We start from the raw sequence: 22,214 nt of genomic DNA on the forward strand, positions 1-22,214 counted from the left end.
ATTCCGCCATGCGCCAAGCAATCGTCAAGTCGATTGTCCCTGCGCTCAGACCGGTCATGATGAACTCGCGTTCACGGCTTGAACGATGTGTGTCGTCGTTTTGAAATGCAATGCAAAAGAACTTCGATCTCGCCTTACCATGAAACAATGTAATTGCAATCTCAAGAAAATTACTGCGCCCGCCGGATCCTTCCGGCGGGCGCAAATCGAAAGACGACATATGAAGTATTTAAGCCTTAGCGCAGAAACGGACCCAGCGCTTCGGCAGTACCGATGGTCTGGGCAGCCTGGCTGAGAACACTGTCGAAAACGAAGCCGACAACGATGGTCAGCTGCTGCGAATAGGCCCTCAGCTGATAGCCCTCGCCTTCGACCTGTGCCGGAGCGCTCAGGGCAAAGGGAATGTTCGGGCGAACGAAGCCAATGCTCGTTGTCAGCGGCTCCTCGGGCAGATGGCCGATGGCCGACGTGTATATGAGATCGCGGCCGAAACCGCCCGGGCCAAAGGCGAAAGCCGGCTGGCTTACAGCCGATACCGTCATTGCGAGCGTCGCGGCGAGAAGAAGTCTGCTCATCTTAAAGTCCCCTTTTCCAGTCGGCCGGCGATTTCCGCCTGGCCGCAGCGCCGGTCGCATCTGTCCATGCCCGGCCGCTTTCATGAGGGGCACTCTACATGCCAGTATTTGCAGGCTTTTTAAGCCGATCCGTACAATTTTATTGAAACGCGATTTTTTAGACTGTCGCTGTTCAAGCAGAAAACAATCTTTACCATACGCCTTGACGTTATCTTCGCATCCTTACTTTTAAGGTGCCTCAAAACGAAACAGGGGCAAAAACGATGCACGAAGTTCCAGTCAAATCCCGTATTATCCAGAACGTCTATTTCAGCCAGGAAGACGGGCGCCTGCGCATCTGCTTCCGCAACGGCGAAGAACGCCTGTTCGAAGACGTACCGGCTGACGACGTCAGCACCATGGTGATGGCGCCCTCCCCGGGCCAGTATTATATCGACCGCATCAGAAAGCGTTACCGTCGCATCGCAGCTTAAAGCACTTCGGTACTTTTACCGGCGCGGCTTTAAATCGATTACGCCGCGCCAGGTGAGATCGATTGCCACATCGGTCCGAGCCTTATAAATGATGATTTCCATTGTCCGAGGTCTCGCGAACTGACAATGCCATCGTCCGATCAGAACATGAAACTGGCGCCGCAGCCGCGAAAGGGCCGCGCCGTCATGTGGCTGCTGATTGTTCTGTCCGTTTCAATTATTGGCGCAACGGTGCTGCTGTCGAATGACATGCGGCACCTGAAGTCGCTGGCCCACTACTTCGGCATAGAGCTTTTTCTGCCCGCCGCACCCCCGCCTCCCCCGCCGCCCAAGGTCTTCCGCCGCACCGAACCTGTCAGCATCAAGATCGCACCGCGCATGTTCGACCCGCCGCAGCCGGCGCTCGCGAGCGTTTTCCTGCGCACCTGGCGGATTTCCGGCCCGGTCATGTGCGAAGCGCTGCGCTCAGCCGGCGTGGAAACCAGCGAATGGGCGGAAACGGCGTTCAATTCCGATACGTTCGAATGCTCCTACGAACATGTCTACAAGAAGGAGAAGGAGCACGTCGTCAGCTCGCTCTTCCTCGTCGTGCGCGGCAATGGCAGAGGCACGATTACGAGCATGCGCGTGAAGCTCCTCGGTCCCGCGACCGACAGCAACGGACAGCTTGATCCCAGCATATCGCGCATCTTTGAAACCATGCTGACTCAGCCGGCGTGGCTGGATTTCCATGATGCACTGACGGCAATCCGCAATCTCAGGGATGTGAAGGAGGAAGGCTTCGGTGCCCTCATCAATTTCACCCAGGAATATTCTCGGCCGGGCGCCTTCAACTTCACGCTCCTGCTTCAGGAGGCCTCCGCCCAACAGCGCCGCACGAAGGATTACTTCTCCCCGAAGACCTGGCTGCCCGCGCCCGACCCCTCCTGGCAGGTGCCGGAACTCATCTTCTGGCGACGCGCCTGATCACTTCGCGCTGGCAACGAGCTGCACCTCGGGCATGTCGTTGAGCAACCCGGCGAGGTCCTGACCGTCCCGCCGGCAACTCACCATGAACAGCTTCGGCGCTAACTCCTTGCTGCTGCATTCGATGAAGCTGCGGCGCAAGGCAGTCCGCAGCAGGCCCGCTGCATTCTGGCCGCAGGCAAGGCGCCGACCCTGCGCATCGGCGCAAAGCGCCCGCGGGGCGATCCGCGCGACACCGGCAATGACGAAGGTGTTGCCATCAAGGGAAAAGGTCGCATTGTCGATGACCTTCAGGGCCGGGCCGGCAGAAAACTTGAAGGGATAGCGATCGGGCTCGCGTTCATAGGGCTGATGGCTCAGATCGATATGAACCGGCACGAGGGTCCAGATCGCTCCACTTTCTGCATCCATCCGTGGCGTCGCATCGACCGGAGAGGCGATCAGATAGGAGGCGAAAGCCATCCTGCCCACAACGGCCACGAGCGCGCAACAGATGCGGCCGAAAAGAATGATCAGCTCTGCAATCACCCGCAAGGACATCCCCATTTCAAGGCTGGACGAAACGCTTTTGAACGCTCGCTCAGGGAGCATTGTTCCGCTGCAGGTTGCGCTTAATTGTCATAACGCTTTCGGGCTAATTTAGAGCGTCAAACTTCAGACGCATTTAACTCAAAATAGGTAGGGCTCCACTCTTTGGATCCTTGACTTGAATCGACCAGAGATTAGCTTGACGCTGTCTTGAACCACTCGTCGGATCCAGCAGCCACCTCTCGCGCGCGAAACACATCGGGGAGTACCGCATGGAAACTAGACTGCAGTCCAAACTCATTGAAGCGATCGATTACAAGCGCGAGACTCGACACCTCACGCTCTATCTGACCAACGGTCAACGTCGTCATTACGAAGATGTCCCTGAAGGCATCGTCGTCGGACTGACCGCAGCAGCTTCTCCTGGCGACTTCTACATGAGCCAGATCCGGGGCCGCTTCCGCACTACCTGAAAAATACGGCACGCACCCAAGGCGTGCCGTGTCAGTGCACTGAGAGTTAGCTTAAAGTGCTCGCCGACTGGATCGTTCGAACCGAAATCGGCTTCCCATTCCATTCATCGACTAAACTTCATCCGCAAATCTCAACCGGCCACACTTCGCGATTTGCCGCCGTGGCCGTTTGATGCAAGAAGGCGCCCCGTATCGGCGGCGTTGGAGGGATAGCCGAGCGCAAAACCCTGCAGGCTGTCGCAGCCGAGCCATGACAGCGTCACGGCATGGGCTTCGGTCTCCACCCCTTCCGCAATCACTTCCACATCGAGAGCCTTGGCAATCTCGACGATCGATCCGACCACGCGCCTCTGCTCAGCCGATTCCACCACATCGGTGACGAGTTGGCGGTCGATCTTCAGCCGCTTCGGTTTCAGTCGCACGAGGCCGATGAGCGAGGCATGGCCGGAACCGAAGTCATCGATCTCGATATCGATGCCCATCTGCTTGATGAGGTCGATATTGGCGAGGAATTTCTCATCGCAATCGTCGAGGAAGATCGTCTCCACGAGCTCGAAGACGATGGCACCCGGCGGAATGGCCAGCCGGCGCAACTTGTCCAGCAGAGCAGGATCGGCAAGACGCCCGGGCGAGATGTTCACGGCGATCCGCGGCACATGGTAGCCCAAGGCCTGCCAGGCGACGCGATCTTCAAGCGCGCGCTGCAGAACCGCGGCATCGATTTCCGCCGAAAGCCCGTATTCATCCGCAATGCGCAGGAAGACGCCTGGCGCAAGCACGCCCTTTTCCGGATGGTTCCAGCGTGCCAGCGCCTCCAGCCCCGTGATCTCGCGGGTGCGCGCATCGAGCTGCACCTGGTAGTAGGGAATGATCTCACCCTGCTCCAGGGCCTGGGCGAGATCTTCGGCCAAGCGACGCTTGCCGCGCAAATCGTCCTGAAGCTGTCGGCTGAAGAATTCGATACGATTACGGCCGAGCTTTTTTGCCTGGTAGAGCGCCAGATCGGATTCGGCGAGCAGGTTGCGCGCCCTTTTGTCGCTGCTCCAGGATACGCCGATCGACGCACCGGATTGCAGCATCTCTTGCCCGAAGCGGATTTTCTTCAGCAATCGCCGCTGCACATCCTCAACGATTGCCTCCAGCGCATCGAGGCCGGCGAAATTGATCAGTACGATAACGAAATCGTCGCCGCCGACACGGGCAGCCATGCCATCTGAGGGAATGGCAGCGGCAATTCTGAGTGATGCCGTGCGCAGCACGGCATCACCGGCGGCGTGGCCATGGCTGTCATTGATCTGTTTGAACTGGTCGAGATCGAGATGCAGAACGGCAAGCGTCGACACGCTCTTATCCGCCAGCAACGCCGCGAGCCGCCTGTCGAACAGGCGCCGGTTCGGCATGCCGGTCAGGTAATCATGATTGGCGACATGCTCGATCCGCGCATTGCTTTCTTCAAGCGCCAGCGCCCGGGCCTCGGCCATCATCTTCTGCTTGCCGAGCTCGGCATTGAGCAGCACATCGGATGTCACGTCCCATTCGGCACCGATGAAAGAGGGTGTGCCCTCCTCATCGACATAGAAATGTGCACGCGACCTTAAATGCCTGATTTCTCCGCTCGGCAGAATGATACGAAACTGGGAGTTATAGGCACCGCGGGCGGCAACCGCTTTTTCGAAATCCCGCTCGGCCTGCCCCCTGTCGTCAGGATGTATGGCCTCGGACCAGACAGAGGTCGGCACCTCTCGATTTGTCTGACCGGTGCCATAGAGGCGATGCATCTGCGCGTCCCAAAGAATAGCATCCTTGTTGATGCTGTGCTCCCACACACCAATTTGCGAAGCATCAAGCGCCAGCTCCAGTCGCCGAAGAAGATCCTGGAACTCTCGCTCTGATCGCGTTGGTTTATTCTCGGGCAATTTCGTTTCAGCCTTCGAAGCCTGCAAAAACTCATAATATAGTCGCAAGCCCTCATTAATGAAGCCTTTTCGTAAGTACCGAACTAGTTACTAGGTGAACTCTTCGTTACGACTGCCTTCTTTTCAATCAGTATTGTTTTAATCAGTGATTGTGTCGCGGTGGGTTCCTGGCAATCCGCCGGAACTCTGCTGCCCCCTCGATGACCGCACCATCTGACAGCTGCGTCACCGTTTTCCGGTAGATGCGCTGCCATGGCGTCGCATCGGCCGGCACCGGCGGGATTCCGTCGCCCTTGCGTCGCTCGATTTCAGCCTCGTCAACCAGCATATCGCAACGCCCCTGATTGAAATCGATGCGAATGATGTCGCCGGTCCTGAGCCACGCGAGCCCGCCGCCTGCCGCACTTTCCGGGGAGGCATTGAGGATCGACGGACTGTCCGAAGTGCCGGACTGGCGCCCGTCACCGATCGTCGGCAAGCTCTTGATACCGCGCTTCAGGATATGATCCGGCGGCTGCATGTTGACCACTTCTGCAGAGCCCGGCCAGCCGAGCGGACCGGCGCCGCGGATGGCGAGGATCGTGTTCTCGTCGATGCCGAGCTCCGGATCGTTGATGCGCTTGTGGTAATCCTCCGAACCGTCGAAGACGACAGCCTTGCCCTCGAAGACGCCTTCGCGGCCCGGCTCCTGCAGATACCGCTTGCGGAAATCCTCGGATACGACGCTCATCTTCATGATGGCAAAATCGAAGAGGTTGCCCTTGAGTACGAGGAAGCCCGCACGCTCCTTCAGAGGGTCGCTGTAAGGTTTGATGACGTCGCGGTCGCGCGCCTCGCGCCCTCGCAGATTCTCCGCCATGGTCTTGCCGGTGACGGTGCGACAGTCGCCGTCGAGCTTGCCGGCCTGCAGCAATTCCCACATGACAGCAGGGGTGCCGCCGGCACGGTGGAACTTCTCGCCGAGATAGGCACCAGCCGGCTGCACATTCGCCAGCAGCGGAATATCGAAACCATGCACCTGCCAATCCTCGGGATACAACTCGACCCCGGCATGCTTCGCCATGGCGGCAAGATGCGGCTGGGCGTTCGTCGAGCCACCAATCGCCGAATTGGTTTTGATGGCGTTGAGGAAGGCTTCGCGCGTCAGGATATCGGACGGCTTCAGGCCTTCGAATACGATCTCTACGGCGCGACGACCGGTGCGATAGGCCATCTGGCCCCGCTCGCGATAGGCAGCAGGAATATTGCCGCAGCCTGTCAGCGACAGGCCAAGCGCCTCGGCCAGCGCATTCATGGTCGAGGCCGTGCCCATCGTGTTGCAATGGCCGACGGAGGGTGCCGAATCGAGCGCCGTCTGCAGGAATTCCTCTTCGTCGATCTCGCCTGCCGCGAGCTTCCGGCGCGACTGCCAGATCGCCATGCCCGAGCCGGCGAGTTTTCCTTCATGCCAGCCGTCGAGCATTGGCCCGCCGGAGAGAACGATTGCCGGAATATCGACCGTCGAAGCTGCCATGATCGCCGAAGGCGTGGTCTTGTCGCAGCCGGTCGTCAACACGACTCCGTCGAGTGGATAGCCGTAGAGAATTTCGACAAGGCCGAGATAGGCGAGATTGCGGTCGAGTGCTGCCGTCGGGCGCTTGCAGTTCTCGAAGATCGGATGCGTCGGAAATTCGATCGGGATGCCGCCCGCATCGCGGATGCCGTCCCGCACGCGCTTTGCCAATTCGATATGGACGCGGTTGCAGGGGGTCAAATCGCTGCCGCTCTGGGCGATACCGATGATCGGCTTGCCGGACCGCAGCTCCTCCGGCGTTACCCCGTAATTCATGAAGCGCTCCAGATAGAGCGCCGTCATGTCGATATGATCGGGATTGTCGAACCAGTCCTGCGAACGCAGGCGGCGCTTGGCGGTCTTGCTGTCGGTCATCTCTTTCCTCCCGGTCGGGCATTCCAGTCTTCGAGATGGAGCAGCAAGGCGCTGTGATCCGTCTCGCCGTTGCCCCTGGCAACAAATTCTGTGAATTCGGCATGAACCGCTTCCGTCAGCGGCAAGGTCAGAGAAAGGGCTTTCGCCGTCGCCATGACGGCGTCGAGATCCTTCAACTGGTTGGCCGAAGAACCACCCGGCGCGAACTGCCGGTCGATCATGCGCTTGCCGTGGATCTCCAGAATGCGGCTGTCTGCAAAGCCGCCACGCACCGCGTCCCGGAAGGCGGCCGGCGAACCACCGCCGGCCTCGATCAGCATCATCGCCTCCGCGACGGCGCCGATCGTCACCGCAACGATCTGCTGGTTGGCAAGTTTGGCAAGCTGCCCGGCCCCATGTGGGCCGACATGCGTGACCTGCCCCATCGGCGCGAAGACATCCGAAAGTTCGGCGATGACGACAGCATCCCCACCCGCCATGATGGCAAGCGTCCCGGCCGAAGCTCCGACCACGCCGCCGGAAACCGGCGCATCGATATGGCGGATGCCGCGCTTGGCAAGCTTCTCGGCATGTTCCCGCGCGAAAGGCGGAGCGATCGAGCTCATGTCGATGACAACAGCACCCGGCTTCATGGCCTCGACGGTGCCCATGTCGAACAGCACTTGGCTGACGGCCTGAGCATTGGTCAGCATGGAGATGACGACATCGGCTGTGGAAGCAGCCTCCGAAGGCGTAGAAGCTATAATGGCACCATCGCCGGACAGCGCCTTAGCCTTGTCTCGGTCACGATTCCAGGCGGTAACAGAAAAGCCTGCACCCAGTAAACGCCGCGCCATCGGCGCACCCATGAGCCCCGTACCGAGGAAAGCGATCTTCCGCTTTCCTCTGTTTTCCAATGCGTGTGTCACCCAGCCCTCCCGAACTGTTGCCTGCCCTTGATACCCCCCTCACCTCAGCATGCAACCGTTTTGATGGACGTAACGCATTTTTGTCTCATCGCCTAAAAACGAAACGGGCGAGGACCGAGGCCCCCGCCCGATTTACCCGACAAAGGAGAGGTTATTCCGCAGCGACCTTCATATGGTCGTCCTCGTCCTGCGGATGATTGTCGTTGTGCTGAACCAGCGGGCGGTTGCCCGTCATCCGGCGCAGAAGCACGTAGAATACCGGCGTCATGAAGATGCCGAAGAAGGTGACGCCGATCATGCCCGAGAAGACCGCGACACCCATGGCCGCTCGCATTTCGGAACCCGCACCGGTCGAGGTGACGAGCGGCACGACGCCCATGATGAAGGCCATCGAAGTCATCAGGATCGGGCGCAGACGCAGGCGGCTGGCCTCGATCGCAGCTTCACGCGGCGTCCTGCCTTCGAACTCCAGTTCGCGGGCAAATTCCACGATCAGGATCGCGTTCTTGGCCGATAGACCGACAAGGACGACGAGGCCGATCTGCGTGAAGATGTTGTTGTCTCCACCCGTGAGCCAGACGCCGGTCAAGGCGGCCAGAACACCCATCGGCACGATCATGATGATCGCAAGCGGCAATGTCAGGCTTTCATACTGGGCAGCGAGCACGAGGAAGACGAGCAGCAAGGCCAGCGGGAAGACAACGATGCTGGAGTTACCGGCAAGGATCTGCTGGTAGGTCAGGTCCGTCCACTCGAAGTCGATGCCAGCAGGAAGTGTCTCATGCAGGATCTTCTCGATCGCCGCCTGAGCCTGCCCGGACGAGAAGCCCGGAGCCGGACCGCCGTTGATATCGGCAGCGAGGAAGCCGTTATAGCGGTTCGCACGCTCCGGACCGGTGCTTGCATCCACCTTCAGGAGAGCTGCAAGCGGGATCATCTGGCCCGATGCCGAGCGAACCTTCAACTGGCCGATATCTTCCGGCTGGGCGCGGAACTTGGCATCGGCCTGCACACGGACGCTGTAGGTACGGCCGAAGGCGTTGAAATCGTTCACATAGAGCGAACCGAGATAGATCTGCAGCGTCTGGAAGACGTCGGTGACGGAAACTCCAAGCTGCTCGGCCTTGGCGCGGTCGAGATCGGCATAGAGCTGCGGCACGTTGATCTGGAAGCTGGAAAACAAACCAGCAAGTTCAGGCGTCTGATAGGCCTTGGCAAGCACTGCCTTGGTCGCTTCGTCGAGCGCCTGATTGCCCAAGCCTGCGCGATCCTCGATCTGCAGCTTGAAGCCGCCCGTCGTGCCGAGGCCGTTGACCGGCGGCGGCGGGAACATGGCGATGAACGCATCCTGGATGACGCCGAACTTCTGGTTCAGCGCCATGGCAATTGCCCCACCCGAAAGATCAGGCGTCTTGCGCTCCTCGAAATCCTTCAGCGTCACGAAGACGATGCCGGCGTTCGAAGAGTTGGTGAAGCCGTTGATCGACAGGCCCGGGAAGGCGATCGCGTTGGCAACGCCCGGCTGCGCCAGAGCGATGTCGGTCATGCGCTTGATGACGCCTTCCGTACGGTCGAGGCTTGCGGCATCCGGCAACTGGGCAAAGCCGATCAGATACTGCTTGTCCTGCGACGGCACGAAACCGCCCGGTACCGTATTGAAGATGCTGTAGGTCGCTCCCACCAGCGCAAGGTAGATCACCATGACGATGCTCTTGCGCGATACCAGACCGCCGACGCCCTTGCCGTAGGCGTTCGAACCGGTGCCGAAAGCGCGATTGAAGCCACGGAAGAACCAGCCGAAGATCGCGTCCATGAACCGCGTCAGCCAGTCCTTCGGCGCATGGTGACCCTTCAGCAGAAGGGCGGCCAGAGCCGGAGACAGCGTCAGCGAATTGAAGGCCGAAATGACAGTCGAGATCGCGATCGTCAGCGCGAACTGGCGATAGAACTGACCCGACAGACCGGAGATGAAGGCGAGCGGCACGAAGACCGCGACGAGCACCAGCGCGATGGCGATGATCGGGCCGGAGACTTCCTTCATGGCCTTGTAAGTCGCCTGACGCGGACTGAGCCCGGCCTCGATGTTGCGTTCGACGTTTTCAACGACGACGATTGCGTCATCCACAACGATACCGATCGCCAGCACCAGACCGAAAAGGCTGAGTGCATTGATCGAGAAGCCAAACATGTACATGACCGCGAATGTACCGATGATGGATACCGGAACGGCAATCAGCGGGATGATCGAAGCACGCCATGTCTGCAGGAACAGGATGACGACGAGAACGACGAGCGCGATGGCTTCGAGCAGCGTGTCGATGACCTTCTCGATCGAGGCGCGAACGAACTTCGTCGTATCATAGACGATCTCGTACTTCACGCCTGAAGGCATGGCCAACTGCAGCTCGTCCATCGTCGCGCGAACATTATCGGCGATCTCGATCGCGTTCGAACCCGGCGCCTGGAGAACGGCAACGGCGACAGCCGGCTTGCCGTCGAGCAGCGAACGCAGCGTGTAGTCCGCAGCACCCAGTTCGATCCGGGCAACGTCGCGCAGACGAGTAATCTCGCCATTGGCGCCCGTCTTGACGATGATGCTGCCGAATTCCTCGGGCGTGCGCAGACGACCCTGGGCGTTCACGTTGAGTTGAAGATCGACCCCCGGCTGGCTCGGCGAAGCGCCGATGATGCCGGCAGCAGCCTGAACGTTCTGCGAGCTGATCGCATTACTGATGTCGCTTGCGGCAAGATTATGCTCGGCTGCCTTCTGCGGATCGATCCACACACGCATGGAATAGTCGCCGGCACCGAAGACCTGCACCTGGCCGACACCGGCGATACGGGCAAGCCGGTCCTTGACGTTCAGCGTCGCATAGTTACGCAGATAGGTGATGTCATGGCTGTTCCCGTCGGAGACGAGGTTGACGACCATGATGAAGTCGGGCGAGCTCTTGACCGTGGTAATGCCGAGCGCGCGAACTTCCGCCGGCAGGCGCGGTTCGGCCTGCGACACTCGGTTCTGCACGAGCTGCTGTGCCTTATCGGGGTCGGTACCGAGCTTGAAGGTGACGGTGACGTTCAAGGCGCCGTCAGACGTCGCCTGGCTTGACATGTAGAGCATGCCCTCGACGCCATTGATCTGTTCTTCGAGCGGTGTGGCTACCGTTTCGGCGATGACCGACGGGTTTGCGCCGGGATAGGTGGCATGCACGACGATCGACGGCGGCACGACCTCGGGATATTCGGAGATCGGCAGCGCCCGGAGGCCGATGAGGCCGGCGACCACGATGAGGACCGAAAGAACACCGGCAAAGACGGGGCGGTCGATAAAGAATCTGGATATGTTCATTTTAACGCCCTCTCCGGGGTGAACATGGATGCAAAGTCCCTCGCCGGCGGCTTAAAGGCGCACCGGCAGGTCATGTTATCTGGTGTAACGGCCGCCTCCCCGAGGGAAGGCAGCTCAGATCTTACTGAGCGGTCGCGACCTTCTCTTCCATCTGGGGTGCTACGACTGCACCCGGACGGATACGCTGAAGGCCGTTGACGACGATCTTGTCGCCGACTTCGAGGCCGTCTTCGACCACGCGCTGGCCATCGAACAGCGAACCAAGCTTGATCTGCCGGTAGTTGACCTTGTTCTCACCATCGACGACGAAGACGAATTTCTTGTCCTGGTCGGTTCCGACGGCGCGGTCACTGATGACGATCTTGTTCTCGGCCTTCGGCTGGCCCATGCGCACCCGAACGAACTGGCCGGGGATCAATTTGCCGCCGGGATTGTCGAAGACTGCCCGCACAGCAATGGTGCCGCTGGCAGCATCGACTTCGTTGTCGACGAGCTGAAGCTTGCCCTTGATCGGCGTCCCCTCATCGGCGAGCGTGCCGATTTCAACCGGGATCTGTTCAACAGCCGGCAATGCGGCGTCAGTCGCCGGAAGCTCCGAAAGAGCCTTCGTGACCATCTCTTCGCTGGCATTGAAGCTTGCATAGATCGGATCGACAGAGACCAGCGTCGTCAGCTCAGGCGAAGCCGAACCGGCCGCAACAATATTGCCGACCGTGACCTCGATCTTGCCAATACGGCCGGAAACCGGCGCCTGAACCTGCGTATAGTCGAGGTCGAGCTGCGCGGACTGGAGAGCCGCCTGTGCCGAACGCAGGCTCGCCTGGGCTTCGGCCAGCGTGCTCTGGCGCTGGTCGAGATCGCTCTGCGAGATTGTACGGTTGTCCGAAAGCCTGCGGCCACGGTCGAGTTCGGTCTGTGCCAGGCTGACCTTGGCTTCAGCCGAAGCGACCTGGCCCTGGGCCTGGGCGACCGCCGCCTGATAGGGCGCCGGATCGATGGCGAAAAGCAGGTCGCCCTGCTTCACCAAGGCACCTTCACGGAAATGCACGGACTGGATGGCACCCCCAACCCGGGGGCGGATCTGCACGCGGTCAATGGCCTCGAGACGACCGGAGAAATTCTCCCAGTTCGTCACATCACGGCTGGCGACGACGGCAACCGTCACCGGCACAGCGGGAGGCTGCGCAGGTTCAGAGGCGGCCGTGGCGGTTGCGCTCATCGGCAGTTCGAAAAAGATGGCAGCGGCCGAAACGGACGCAGCAACACCCAGACCGGCGCCCACCAGGGCCCAGCGCTTATTTCTGGACGTCATCGGTACTCTCCTTGCGGCCCTGAATGGCCGTAAAAAATCAGTTCGTCTTCAATGCAATTGTGGCTGAACGCTCACGTCCTGAAGAAAATCTCCAAAGTGGCGGCTGACGTTGCCCTGCCACGTGGAAGTCCCCTCAGATTTTCCGCCATAAATGGATGGCCAACCTGTCCCGGCGGGAAGGACATGCTGGCGCACGCCAACGCCTGCCTTCTTCAGGCGAGCGGCGTAACCGATAGTCTCGTCGTGCAGCGGATCGTCTTCCGCCGTGAAAATCAGAGCCGGTGCAACACCTGATATACGCGAGCACAGGCAAGGCGCGGCATAGGGATGACAGCCACCGCCGCTCAGGTAATGGCTCCAGCCTTCCGTCCAGCGCTGGCGCATGCCGATCTTCTCCGCTTTGCGGATCGAAGACGTACCCATGAAAGGATCGAGAAGAGGAGAAAGCAGGATCTGGCCGTCAAGCGCATCCGGCATCTGGTCACGTGCTTTCAGCGCAACACCGGCGGCGACGTTACCACCCGCCTCTTCGCCAGCAACGAAAAGCAGCGACTTGCGGTCGCCGAGGCCGGCCTTCTTGAGTGCGAGGTAGGAAAAGATCGAAAAGGAGACTTCGAGCGCCTTCGGAAAGACATTGCCCGAAAGCGTGCTGTAGTCGGCGGAAACGACGATCGCGCCGGCCTTTGCGAGGCTGCTTGCAATCGGGCGATCGGCCTTGGGGTCGCTGTCGAGAAACGCCCCACCATGCAGATAAAGCACGATCGGCGGACCCTTGCCGAAATCAGCGCCCATATAGACGCGCGCAGAAACGGGGCCAGCGGCCACCTTTTCCAGCACCATGTCCTTAATTTCGGGCACCATAGTCTCTATCTCTTCGCTGCTTTGCAGATGGACGGATATCCCCCGTCTCTTGCATTTTGCACTAAAAAGATATTGTTATTCAAAACCGGGAATAAGAAGCGATATCGCGATAACACTATTCCAAATCCCGAACAATGTTGCAACGCAAACTGCGGAATTGAACCGATGGATCAGCTCTCGGCAATGCGCGTCTTCATCCGCGTAGTGGAGACGGGCAATTTCACCCGCGCCGCCGACATGCTCGCCATGCCCAAGGCGACGGTGACCAATCTCATTCAAGGACTGGAAGCGCATCTGCGCACCAAGCTCCTCAACCGCACCACCCGCCGTGTCATGGTGACGACGGATGGCGCTCTTTATTATGAACGCGCCGCGCAGATCATTTCCGAGCTCGAGGAGCTGGACGGCAGTCTTTCAAACTCCCAGAGCCTGCCGACGGGCAGGCTGCGCGTCGAGATGGCGGGTGCCTTTGCCGATTCCATTCTGGTACCGGCGCTCTGTGATTTCTATCAGCGTTATCCCGATATCCGCATCGACCTCGGCGTCGGCGACCGCACCGTCGACTATCTCGCCGAAAACGTCGACTGTGCTCTGCGCGCCGGCACGCCGGCCGACCAGTCGCTGATTGCGAGGCGCGTTTCGGAAATCGAAATGATCACCTGCGCCGCCCCCCTCTACGTCGAGAAATTCGGCCTGCCGCAGCGGCCGGAAGAGCTTGAAACGGAACATTATTCCGTCAATTATTTCCGCGCCCAGAACAATCGCACGGTGCCTTTCGAATTCCGGAAGGACAATGAGAGTATCGAGGTCAATCCGCGCTATATCGTCTCCGTCAATGACAGCCGCACCTATATGACCGCGGCACTCGCCGGCCTCGGCCTCGCCCAGATCCCGATCTTCATGGCCCGTGAGCCACTGGCAAAGGGGGAACTGGTTCAGACCCTGACGGAATGGACGCGCGAGTCGCTGCCGCTCTACGTCGTCTATCCGCCGAACCGGCATCTCAGCAACAAGGTTCGCGTCTTCGTCGACTGGCTGGTGAAACTGCTGGCAGACGCAAAACTCAACGCCCGCTGACCTAGAGCCACTGGCAGAAAAGAAGCGGCCCGTGATGGGAGGGATAACCGTCACGGGCCTTGATCTGATGTCTGAAACTGAAGGCCTGTCGCACCGCAGGAAAGGCGCGGCAGGCCCTGGAGTGGAGGTCGGGAGGCGGGCGGCGATTGCCGTCCGCCTCCGTCCATTCTGATATAGGTGCGCTTAGCCGGATAGTAAGGGGCAGCTCACCAAGAGGCCGTTCACAAGTTTGCGACGATCTTTATCCGTTCGTGACGGGCTTCAGCAGATCCTCGATGCCGATGCGGCGGAAGAGTTCGGCGCGCACGCGGTCCGCAACGCCGTTGACGATCTCCGCGCCGTCTTCCGACGGATCGATATGGGTACGGAACGGCCGTTTTCCGAAGGGCATGTTCACGACATCGACGATGGCGGTTGCAACGGAAGCGGCATCTGCATCAGCGGGTTCGAGCGAGGCAAGACCTTTCAGCGCCTGTTCCGGCAGGCCCTTATAGGGACCTTCATTATATTCGGCGGCGCGGGCGGCATCGGCAGGCGAGCCGGAATGGGCGAAGTGGTTCGTACCCTTGGTGAAGGCGCCGGGAACGATGATTGCCGTTTCGATGCCCCACCGGGTTAGCTCACTGGCATAGGAAACGGCAAGCGAGTCCATGGCGGCCTTGGCGGCGAAATAGGGAGCAAGGTACGGAGGCGTACCGCCGCGGGTGCTGGAGGAAGAAACCCAGACAACCAGTCCCTTGCCCTGCTTGCGCAGATGCGGCAGCACCGCGCGGTTTACACGCTGGGTCGACAGCACGTTGATATCGAAAAGCTCGGCATATTGCTCCGGCGTAAAGGCTTCAGCCGGGCCGAAGGACATGTGGCCGGCATTATGGATGATCGTGTCGATATGGCCTTCGGCAGCGATCACCTTGGCAATGCCTGCTTCGACCGAACCTTCAGAGGCGACATCCAGTTCGACGGCCTTCAGATCGACGCCGTTTTCTTTGGAGAAGGCCTCCACTGCCTCGACTTGCGGCCGGTTGCGGCCTTCGGTTTCACGCATCGAGGCATAGACGGTGTGACCGGCCTTGGCGAGAGCGCGGGCGGTAAGAGCGCCGAAACCGCTTGAAGCGCCGGTAATGATGATGACTTGCTTGCTCATGATCCTGTTCCTTCTATGAGAGTGGGGCGGTTGAGAAAATGCGGGGAAGAGTGAGGCGGCGCGACACCGCCACGAGTTTGCGTCAGACCATGCCGCCATTGGCACGCAGCACCTGACCGTTGACCCAGGCACCATCAGGGCCGGCGAGGAAGGCAACGACACCAGCAATATCCTCAGGCGTGCCGAGACGTTCCAGCGGGTTTGCCTTGGCAAGGTGGTCGATCAGTTCGCCGGACTTGCCGTTGAGGAAGAGGTCGGTGCCTGTCGGGCCGGGAGCGACCGAATTGACGGTAATCTGGCGGCCGCGCATTTCCTTGGACATGATGGCGCCCATCGTCTCGACGGCGGCCTTCGTGGCGGCGTAGACGCTATAGGCTTCCGGCTTCAGGCCGACGACCGAGCTCGAGAAGTTGATGACCCGGCCGCCGTCACGCAGTCGCTTGGCAGCTTCGCGCAACGTGTTGAAAGTGCCCTTGAGGTTTATGCTGATCTGGCGGTCGAAGGTGGCATCATCCACGTCGGCAAGACGGGAGAGCAGCATGATACCGGCATTGTTGACGAGGACGTCGACGCCGCCGAAGGCTGCCTCTGCAGCATCGAACATGCGGCGCACGGCGTCCTCATCGGCAACGTCGGCCTGTGCCGTCAGGGCCTTGCCGCCGGCCTTCTCGATCCTCTGGGCCAGTTCTTCGGCAAGCGCCGCGTTGCCAGCGTAGTTGATAACGACGGTGAAGCCGTCCTTTGCGAGACGTTCTGCGATCGAAGCACCGATGCCGCGGGAAGCGCCGGTAACGAGAGCGACCTTGTTTTGATTGGCAGACATTTTCTTCTCCTTTGGTTCGGCGCCGCAGCGCCCTTTCGATGAGAAGAAGATGTCCCTTTTCACGTTGCGGATAATCAGCCATTATTCGGCATCACTATCCGGAAATTGCGAACAAACAAAATGGACAGATTTGATGCCATGCGGGTCTTTTCCCGTGTCGTGGAGCGCCGCAGCTTCACGCTTGCCGCCGAAGACACCGGCTTGCCGCGCTCGACGGTGACGGATGCGGTCAAGCAGCTGGAAGCGCGCCTCGGCGTGCGCCTGCTCCAGCGCACGACGCGCCATGTCAGCCCGACGCTCGATGGCGAAGCCTATTACCAGCGTTGCCTGTCGATCCTCGCCGATATCGAAGATGCCGAAGGCGCTTTCGCCGGCGCCAAGCCGAAGGGGCTACTGCGGGTCGATGTGCACGGCACGCTTGCCCGGCATTTCGTGCTGCCAAGTCTGCCGTCCTTTCTGGAAACTTATCCCGATATCGAGTTCTACATGAGCGAGGGCGACCGGCTGGTGGATCTGGTGCGCGAGGGCATCGACTGCGTGCTGCGCGTCGGTACTCCGCAGGACAGCGACATGGTCGCCCGGCGTGTCGCCATGCTGGATGAGATCACCCTCGCCTCGCCGTCCTATATCGCCGCTCTCGGTCAGCCCGAACATCCCGACAGTCTCGACGCGCACCGCATGGTCGGCTTCCGCGCGACCGGCAGCGCCGGCCCCCTACCCCTGGAATTCATCGTCGACGGCAGCGTGCGCAACATCACGATCCCCGCGACTGTGACCGTCAACGCTGCCGAAAGCTATATCTCCGCCGCTCGCATGGGGCTCGGCATGATCCAGATCCCGCGTTACCACGCCGAACAGGATCTCGCCGCCGGCACCCTGGTCCAAGTGCTCGCCGATTTTCCACTCACGCAGACGCCGGTTTCGCTGCTCTATCCGCGCAACCGCCAACTCTCACCGCGCGTACGCGTCTTCATCGACTGGTTGGTGAAGGTCTTCGCTCGACAAAACTCCGAAAACGCGGTTCACTCATATTAGCATTCTCGGAGGAACAGGCATGGCACTCAGCGACACCATGGTTTACCAGACGGATGAGGGCTTCGTCGTCGAGTTCGGCAACGAGGGTGAAGACAGGATCGCAGTCACGCTGCGCAACGCCCCCGATCTCACGCACGAAAATGCCATCGCCAGGGCGAAAGCACTGCTTTCTTCCGCATTCGAGCCCGTTCACGGTGACGGCCCTCGCAGCAAGGATGCAGCGGTCCTTGAAGAAGAGCTGCAGGAAGGCCTGGAAGATTCCTTCCCGGCGAGCGACCCGGTTTCCGTTACCAGTTCGTCGATTTCGATACGCGACCCCAATGCCGGCCACTAGATCTGTGTCGAGATGATATTGTCGACGCGGACCTCTCCGCGCACAACGCCACGCTCGGTGATATTAGTGCGCGCCGCTTCCTCGATGACGGTATAGAGCTTTTCGTTGCGGAAGGCGCTCGCGTTCTTTGTCGACTTGTCTTCCGCCGGCGAACCGTCGATCTCCAGAAAATCGAGTTCGGCTTCGGAGGCGACGACGCGTGCATCCCCTGGTGTAAGAGCAGCAACGACGACCACACCATGGGACGGCGCAAGATCCCAGTTGGGATCGTCAGGGGCGGCGGCGGGAACCAGCCGGTAGAGCTTGAGATCATCCATGATCCATTTCCTTGCGATTGTTGGCTTGCGTTCCAAACGCCGGCCGGCAAATCATTGTTCCGGATGGCGAATGAGCAAAGAGGATGCTATCGGCACTCTCCATGACGACCGATATGATCAATGGCGCGATCGGCGCCGGCCCGCTTGCCGGGGAAAGCCTGCGCCATTTCTTCGAACGCGATGCGATCGAGGTCGCCCGCGACCTGCTCGGCTGCCATCTGACGGTCAACGACACAGGCGGGCGGATCACCGAGACGGAAGCCTATTATCCGGATGACGAGGCTTCCCACAGTTTCCGTGGCCCGACGAAGCGCAATGGCGCCATGTACGGCCATCCGGGCAATGTCTATATCTACCGCATCTACGGCATGTACTGGTGCCTGAACTTCGTCTGCATGCCGGGCTCGGCGGTGCTGATCCGTGCGCTGGAGCCGGAAACAGGCTTGCCGGCCATGATGGAACGGCGCGGCACCGATGTGCTGACCCAGCTCTGCAGCGGCCCCGGCAAGCTCTGCCAGGCGCTCGGCATCGATATCTCCATCAACGACCGGACGCTCGACCAGCCACCCTATGCGATCTCGCCTTCCGCGCCAGTGCCCATCGTCTCGGGCAAGCGGATCGGCATTACGAAAAATGCCGAAGCACCATGGCGCTTCGGCATTCAGGGATCGCGATATCTGAGCAAGCCGTTCCGCTAAATGGGAACCTTCAACGTCATTCCATGACGGCGCTATGGTCCATGGCCGGCGCGGCCTTCGGCTTGCGCAACAACAGGACCAGCGGCATGACGGCGAGCGACATCAGCATCAGCAGCTTGAAGTCGTCCATATAAGCGATGATGGTCGACTGCAGCGTAATGACGTCGTTGAGCGCCGCGCGGCCGACCGCCGTCAGCGGGCTGAGGCTTTGTGCGGCCGTCGCATTGAAGGCGTGGTTGAACGGCGTCACGTAGGCCGCAATCGACTCATGGTTGCTCTGCGTGTTCTCGACAATCAGTGCCGAGACAATCGAAATGCCGACAGAGGAGCCGATGTTTCGCGACAGGTTATAGAGGCCGGTTCCGTCGCCGCGCATCTGGGCCGGCAGCGTCGCAAAGGCAATCGTCGTCAGCGGCACGAAGAGGAAGCCGAGGCCGGCACCCTGGATGAAGCCGACCGAGACGATCGTCCACTGCGAGACGTCGGGCGTCCAGCCGGTCATGTCGTACATCGCCCAGGCCGTCAGCCCGAGACCGAGCAGCAACAGCCAACGGGTATCCACCTTGCCGATCAACCGGCCGACGATGAACATGCAGAGCATGGTGCCGAGACCGCGCGGTCCCATGACGATGCCCGCCGTAGTGACCGGATAGCCCATCAGCGTCTGCAGATACGGCGTCATCAGCGCCAGTGAGGCGAGATAGGTGATGCCGATCACGAAGATGAAGATCATGCTGACGGTGAAATTCTGGTCGAGGAACAGCCGCGGATTGACGAAGGATTTCTCCGCCGTCAGCGTATGCACCAGCAGCAGATAGAAGGCCGCAGAGCAGACGATCGCCTCGACCATGATCTCGCCGGAGGAGAACCAGTCGAGCTGCTCGCCGCGATCGAGGAACAGCTGCAGCGCCGCAATAAACAGGCTCATTATTCCGAAGCCGAACCAGTCGAGCTTGGCGAGCGCATCCCTCTTCGTCTCCGAGACGAATATGACGATGCCGGCAAAGGCGAGCGCGCCGATCGGGATGTTGATGTAAAAGACCCAGCGCCAACTGATATTGTCCGTCAGCCAGCCGCCGATGACAGGACCCAGAACCGGCCCGACCATGACCGAGACGCCGAATAGGGCCATGGCCGAGCCGCGCTCCTCGGCGGAATAGATGTCGAGGAGGATGCCCTGGGAAAGCGGAACCAGCGAGGCGCCGAACAGGCCCTGCAGCAGGCGGAAGGCAACGATCTGCGGCAGCGACTGCGCCAGACCGCAAAGCACGGAGGCGACAACGAAGCCGACAATCGCCGTCAGCAACACACGTTTGCGGCCGAACTTGGCAGCAAGAAAGCCCGAAGGCGGCGTCATGATCGCGGCCGCGACGATGTAGGAGGTTAAAACCCAGTTGATCTGGTCGGCGGAGGCCGAAACGCTGCCCTGGATATAGGGCAGCGCCACGTTGGCGATCGTCGTATCCAGCGCCTGCATGATGACGGCGAGAATAACGCAGGCCGTGATCGCGCCGCGATTGGCAACCGGGGTTGCCGGTGATGTAGGAGCAGTGCTCATGGCCGTTACTCGTGGCTGTTGCCGTGGCCCAAAAGGTTGTTGACGAAATCAGGCAGGCCGCGCGCATGGCCGGTATCGACATCGACCACCGTGCTCATGCCGACGCGAAGCGGCGGCTTGCCCTGAGAGTCGTCAATGCTGACGCGCATCGGAATGCGCTGTACGACCTTTACCCAGTTGCCGGTCGTATTCTGTGCCGGCAGCAGCGAGAAGGAAGAACCCGATGCCGGGCTGATGCTCTCGACCTTGCCCTTCCAAAGCGCGCCCGGATAGGTGTCGACGTAGATATCGACCGACTGGCCGGGCTTGACGTAGGTGAGCTCAGTTTCCTTCGGGCTTGCGGCGATCCATAGATGCGAGGTCGAAACCAGCGAGAAGGCCTGCTGCGAAGCCTGGAGGTAGGAGCCGACCTGAAGCGCGTTGACGTTGGTCACGATGCCGTCGAAAGGTGCCTTGACAACGCTGTGATCGAGCTCGCGCTGAGCGTTGTCGACCTGCGACTTGGCCTGCAAGTAGAGCGGATTTTCCTCGACCGGCTGGTCGGCATTGCCGCCGAGCTGAGCAAGCGTCGTTGCGGCTTCCGCCTTGGCGACGGAAACCTTCTGCTGTGCCGCCTCGAGATTGTGCTTGGCTTCGTCATAGGCCGACTGTGTCGCGCTGCCGTTGTTGACGAGATTTTGCTGCCGGTCGAACTGATCCTGGTAATAGGGCAGATCGGCTTCGGCCTGTGTGATCTCGGCAAGCGACTGCTGGTAGCTGGCCTTCAGGTTCATGATCTGGTTGCGCTGCGCCCCGAGCTGCGCCTTGGCGCCATCGAGCGCGATCTTGAAGGAATCCGAGCGCAGGCTGAAGAGCACCTGCCCCGCCTTGACCTGCTCGTTCTCATGCACGTTGATCTGCTCGACGAGACCGGAAACGTCAGTCGTGATGCCCACCATATCCGCCTGGATATAGGCATTGTCGGTCGACATGATCTGACCGCCATTGATGTAGTAGTAGCCACCGACGACGAGCGCCACCGGCAGCAGGGCAAAGAGAACGGGGCGGGTGAAGCTGCGCCGGCGGCGGACCTTGTTGCCGCCAGGCGCAGCCACCGCGGCGGCCGCGGGCGCTGAATTGGATGAAGGCGCCTCAGCCACCGTTTCCGGTTGTTGGGGAATTTCTTTCTCTTCGACAGGGTTCTTGGCGTTTGCGTCGGACACGACGCGCAGGGAGGATTGGTCAGCCATGTTTCGTCTCATTCTCGGCGACCGGAGACCGGCACGCCCGCACCAGGTTCGTCTTCATTACGGATAGGATGTGGAAAAGCTGGTCGCGCTGTTCGGGCGTGATGGTTTCCAATGCTTCGCCACGTGTCACGTCACCGATCTCGCGCATTTCGGCGAGAATCGGATGAGCTTCCTCGCGCATGTAAAGCAGCCAGATGCGCCGGTCTGTCGGATGCTGGCGGCGTTCGACCAGGCCGCGCTCGGCAAGCTTGTCGAGGATGCGGACCAGCGTGATCGGCTCGATTTCGAGAATTTCGGCAAGCCCGCTCTGATGGATGCCCTCATTATTGGCGAGATAGGCAAGCGTCTGCCACTGAGACCGCGTCAGCCCAAGGTCCTTTGCGCGCTGCTCGAACCGCTTGCGAAGCAGACGGGCAACGTCGTGCAGAAGAAAACCGAGTGTTGGATTGTTGGCCATATACCTTCGCCGGCTAGTAATAAGCACCCTTATGATGTTGGTAGATATATTGAGCATGTGCGCCGCACAAGGATGCTACCGCAAAATTCCGCACCTGCGGCCAAAATGCCGCAGCCCACGGTTAAGCAGAGCTTTCGATATGGCTTTCCGAAAGATTGAAACGTGACCGGAGCTTGCTTCCGCAGCACCCGGCAGCGACGCGCTGGTGGGAAGCCGATGCCTGGGGAACCCAAACCGGTGCAATCAATTGGCAT

General features: G+C 60.3%; 20 protein-coding genes and 1 pseudogene. 7 read left to right on the top strand and 14 right to left on the bottom strand.

Annotated elements, in window-relative coordinates; all coding sequences use genetic code 11:
• Positions 1-236: 236 nt before the first annotated feature.
• On the bottom strand, positions 237-575 hold the full coding sequence (locus tag J2X71_RS23950) for a hypothetical protein (protein WP_310385874.1): 339 nt from the start codon (positions 573-575) through the stop codon (positions 237-239).
• Between the two features lie 263 nt (positions 576-838).
• Here J2X71_RS23950 and J2X71_RS23955 point away from each other — a divergent pair, with 263 nt between their 5' ends.
• Together J2X71_RS23955 and J2X71_RS23960 are read left to right on the top strand one after the other, a co-directional pair.
• Positions 839-1,048: a KTSC domain-containing protein gene (locus tag J2X71_RS23955; RefSeq protein WP_310385876.1), complete on the top strand. Its 210-nt coding sequence runs from the start codon at positions 839-841 to the stop codon at positions 1,046-1,048.
• Positions 1,049-1,174: 126 nt separating this feature from the next.
• On the top strand, positions 1,175-2,014 hold the full coding sequence (locus J2X71_RS23960; protein WP_310385878.1) for a DUF6030 family protein: 840 nt from the start codon (positions 1,175-1,177) through the stop codon (positions 2,012-2,014).
• On the opposite strand, the gene J2X71_RS23965 is transcribed toward J2X71_RS23960, so the two are convergent.
• Positions 2,015-2,548 (bottom strand): hypothetical protein, encoded by a 534-nt coding sequence (locus J2X71_RS23965; protein ID WP_310385880.1) that lies wholly within the window; start codon positions 2,546-2,548, stop codon positions 2,015-2,017.
• Between the two features lie 266 nt (positions 2,549-2,814).
• Here J2X71_RS23965 and J2X71_RS23970 point away from each other — a divergent pair, with 266 nt between their 5' ends.
• Positions 2,815-3,015 carry a KTSC domain-containing protein gene (locus J2X71_RS23970; protein WP_051942244.1) on the top strand — a complete coding sequence of 67 codons (201 nt, stop codon included), beginning with the start codon at positions 2,815-2,817 and terminating at the stop codon, positions 3,013-3,015.
• A gap of 131 nt (positions 3,016-3,146) precedes the next feature.
• On the opposite strand, the gene J2X71_RS23975 is transcribed toward J2X71_RS23970, so the two are convergent.
• The 6 genes and pseudogenes from J2X71_RS23975 to J2X71_RS24000 form a co-directional block, all read right to left on the bottom strand.
• A complete protein-coding gene (locus J2X71_RS23975; protein ID WP_310386182.1) occupies positions 3,147-4,958 on the bottom strand; it encodes an EAL domain-containing protein in 1,812 nt (603 codons plus the stop codon).
• A gap of 115 nt (positions 4,959-5,073) precedes the next feature.
• The gene (locus J2X71_RS23980; RefSeq protein WP_310385882.1) at positions 5,074-6,858 is read right to left on the bottom strand and encodes an IlvD/Edd family dehydratase; all 1,785 of its coding nucleotides are present in this window, start codon (positions 6,856-6,858) and stop codon (positions 5,074-5,076) included.
• Positions 6,855-7,778, bottom strand: a pseudogene (locus tag J2X71_RS23985) (NAD(P)-dependent oxidoreductase); the annotation flags it as partial. The gene J2X71_RS23980 and the pseudogene J2X71_RS23985, both read right to left, overlap by 4 nt.
• Positions 7,779-7,917: 139 nt before the next feature.
• Positions 7,918-11,115, bottom strand: coding sequence for a multidrug efflux RND transporter permease subunit (locus J2X71_RS23990; RefSeq protein WP_310385884.1), 3,198 nt, complete (start codon positions 11,113-11,115; stop codon positions 7,918-7,920).
• A gap of 121 nt (positions 11,116-11,236) precedes the next feature.
• On the bottom strand, positions 11,237-12,427 hold the full coding sequence (locus tag J2X71_RS23995; RefSeq protein ID WP_310385886.1) for an efflux RND transporter periplasmic adaptor subunit: 1,191 nt from the start codon (positions 12,425-12,427) through the stop codon (positions 11,237-11,239).
• A 48-nt stretch (positions 12,428-12,475) separates the two neighbouring features.
• Positions 12,476-13,288 carry an alpha/beta hydrolase gene (locus tag J2X71_RS24000; protein ID WP_310385888.1) on the bottom strand — a complete coding sequence of 271 codons (813 nt, stop codon included), beginning with the start codon at positions 13,286-13,288 and terminating at the stop codon, positions 12,476-12,478.
• 165 nt (positions 13,289-13,453) lie between these two features.
• On the opposite strand from J2X71_RS24000, the gene J2X71_RS24005 reads away from it, so the two are divergent.
• Positions 13,454-14,365 (top strand): LysR substrate-binding domain-containing protein, encoded by a 912-nt coding sequence (locus J2X71_RS24005; protein ID WP_310385890.1) that lies wholly within the window; start codon positions 13,454-13,456, stop codon positions 14,363-14,365.
• Between the two features lie 241 nt (positions 14,366-14,606).
• Here J2X71_RS24005 and J2X71_RS24010 read toward each other — a convergent pair whose 3' ends face one another.
• Together J2X71_RS24010 and J2X71_RS24015 are read right to left on the bottom strand one after the other, a co-directional pair.
• Positions 14,607-15,509: an SDR family oxidoreductase gene (locus tag J2X71_RS24010; RefSeq protein WP_310385892.1), complete on the bottom strand. Its 903-nt coding sequence runs from the start codon at positions 15,507-15,509 to the stop codon at positions 14,607-14,609.
• 82 nt (positions 15,510-15,591) lie between these two features.
• Complete coding sequence (locus tag J2X71_RS24015) at positions 15,592-16,332, bottom strand: SDR family oxidoreductase (protein ID WP_310385894.1); 741 nt, start codon at positions 16,330-16,332, stop codon at positions 15,592-15,594.
• Between the two features lie 120 nt (positions 16,333-16,452).
• Here J2X71_RS24015 and J2X71_RS24020 point away from each other — a divergent pair, with 120 nt between their 5' ends.
• On the top strand, positions 16,453-17,367 hold the full coding sequence (locus tag J2X71_RS24020; protein WP_310385897.1) for a LysR family transcriptional regulator: 915 nt from the start codon (positions 16,453-16,455) through the stop codon (positions 17,365-17,367).
• A gap of 19 nt (positions 17,368-17,386) precedes the next feature.
• Positions 17,387-17,701, top strand: a complete 315-nt coding sequence (locus J2X71_RS24025; protein WP_310385899.1) for a hypothetical protein — start codon at positions 17,387-17,389, stop codon at positions 17,699-17,701.
• On the opposite strand, the gene J2X71_RS24030 is transcribed toward J2X71_RS24025, so the two are convergent.
• A complete protein-coding gene (locus tag J2X71_RS24030; protein WP_310385900.1) occupies positions 17,698-18,018 on the bottom strand; it encodes a hypothetical protein in 321 nt (106 codons plus the stop codon). The genes J2X71_RS24025 and J2X71_RS24030 overlap by 4 nt on opposite strands.
• A gap of 83 nt (positions 18,019-18,101) precedes the next feature.
• Here J2X71_RS24030 and J2X71_RS24035 point away from each other — a divergent pair, with 83 nt between their 5' ends.
• Positions 18,102-18,716, top strand: a complete 615-nt coding sequence (locus J2X71_RS24035; protein WP_310385902.1) for a DNA-3-methyladenine glycosylase — start codon at positions 18,102-18,104, stop codon at positions 18,714-18,716.
• A 16-nt stretch (positions 18,717-18,732) separates the two neighbouring features.
• Here the strand turns inward: J2X71_RS24035 and J2X71_RS24040 are convergent, their stop codons facing one another.
• From J2X71_RS24040 to J2X71_RS24050, 3 genes are read right to left on the bottom strand one after another with little or no spacing between them, the layout of a single operon-like run.
• Positions 18,733-20,274, bottom strand: coding sequence for a DHA2 family efflux MFS transporter permease subunit (locus tag J2X71_RS24040; protein ID WP_310385904.1), 1,542 nt, complete (start codon positions 20,272-20,274; stop codon positions 18,733-18,735).
• Between the two features lie 5 nt (positions 20,275-20,279).
• Complete coding sequence (locus tag J2X71_RS24045; RefSeq protein WP_310385906.1) at positions 20,280-21,503, bottom strand: HlyD family secretion protein; 1,224 nt, start codon at positions 21,501-21,503, stop codon at positions 20,280-20,282.
• Positions 21,496-21,960 carry a MarR family transcriptional regulator gene (locus J2X71_RS24050; RefSeq protein ID WP_310385908.1) on the bottom strand — a complete coding sequence of 155 codons (465 nt, stop codon included), beginning with the start codon at positions 21,958-21,960 and terminating at the stop codon, positions 21,496-21,498. Before J2X71_RS24050 ends, J2X71_RS24045 begins: the two co-directional genes overlap by 8 nt.
• Positions 21,961-22,214 lie beyond the last annotated feature (254 nt).

Origin of the sequence: Rhizobium sp. 1399 (assembly GCF_031455475.1) — a bacterium.
Classification (GTDB): Bacteria; Pseudomonadota; Alphaproteobacteria; order Rhizobiales; family Rhizobiaceae; genus Rhizobium.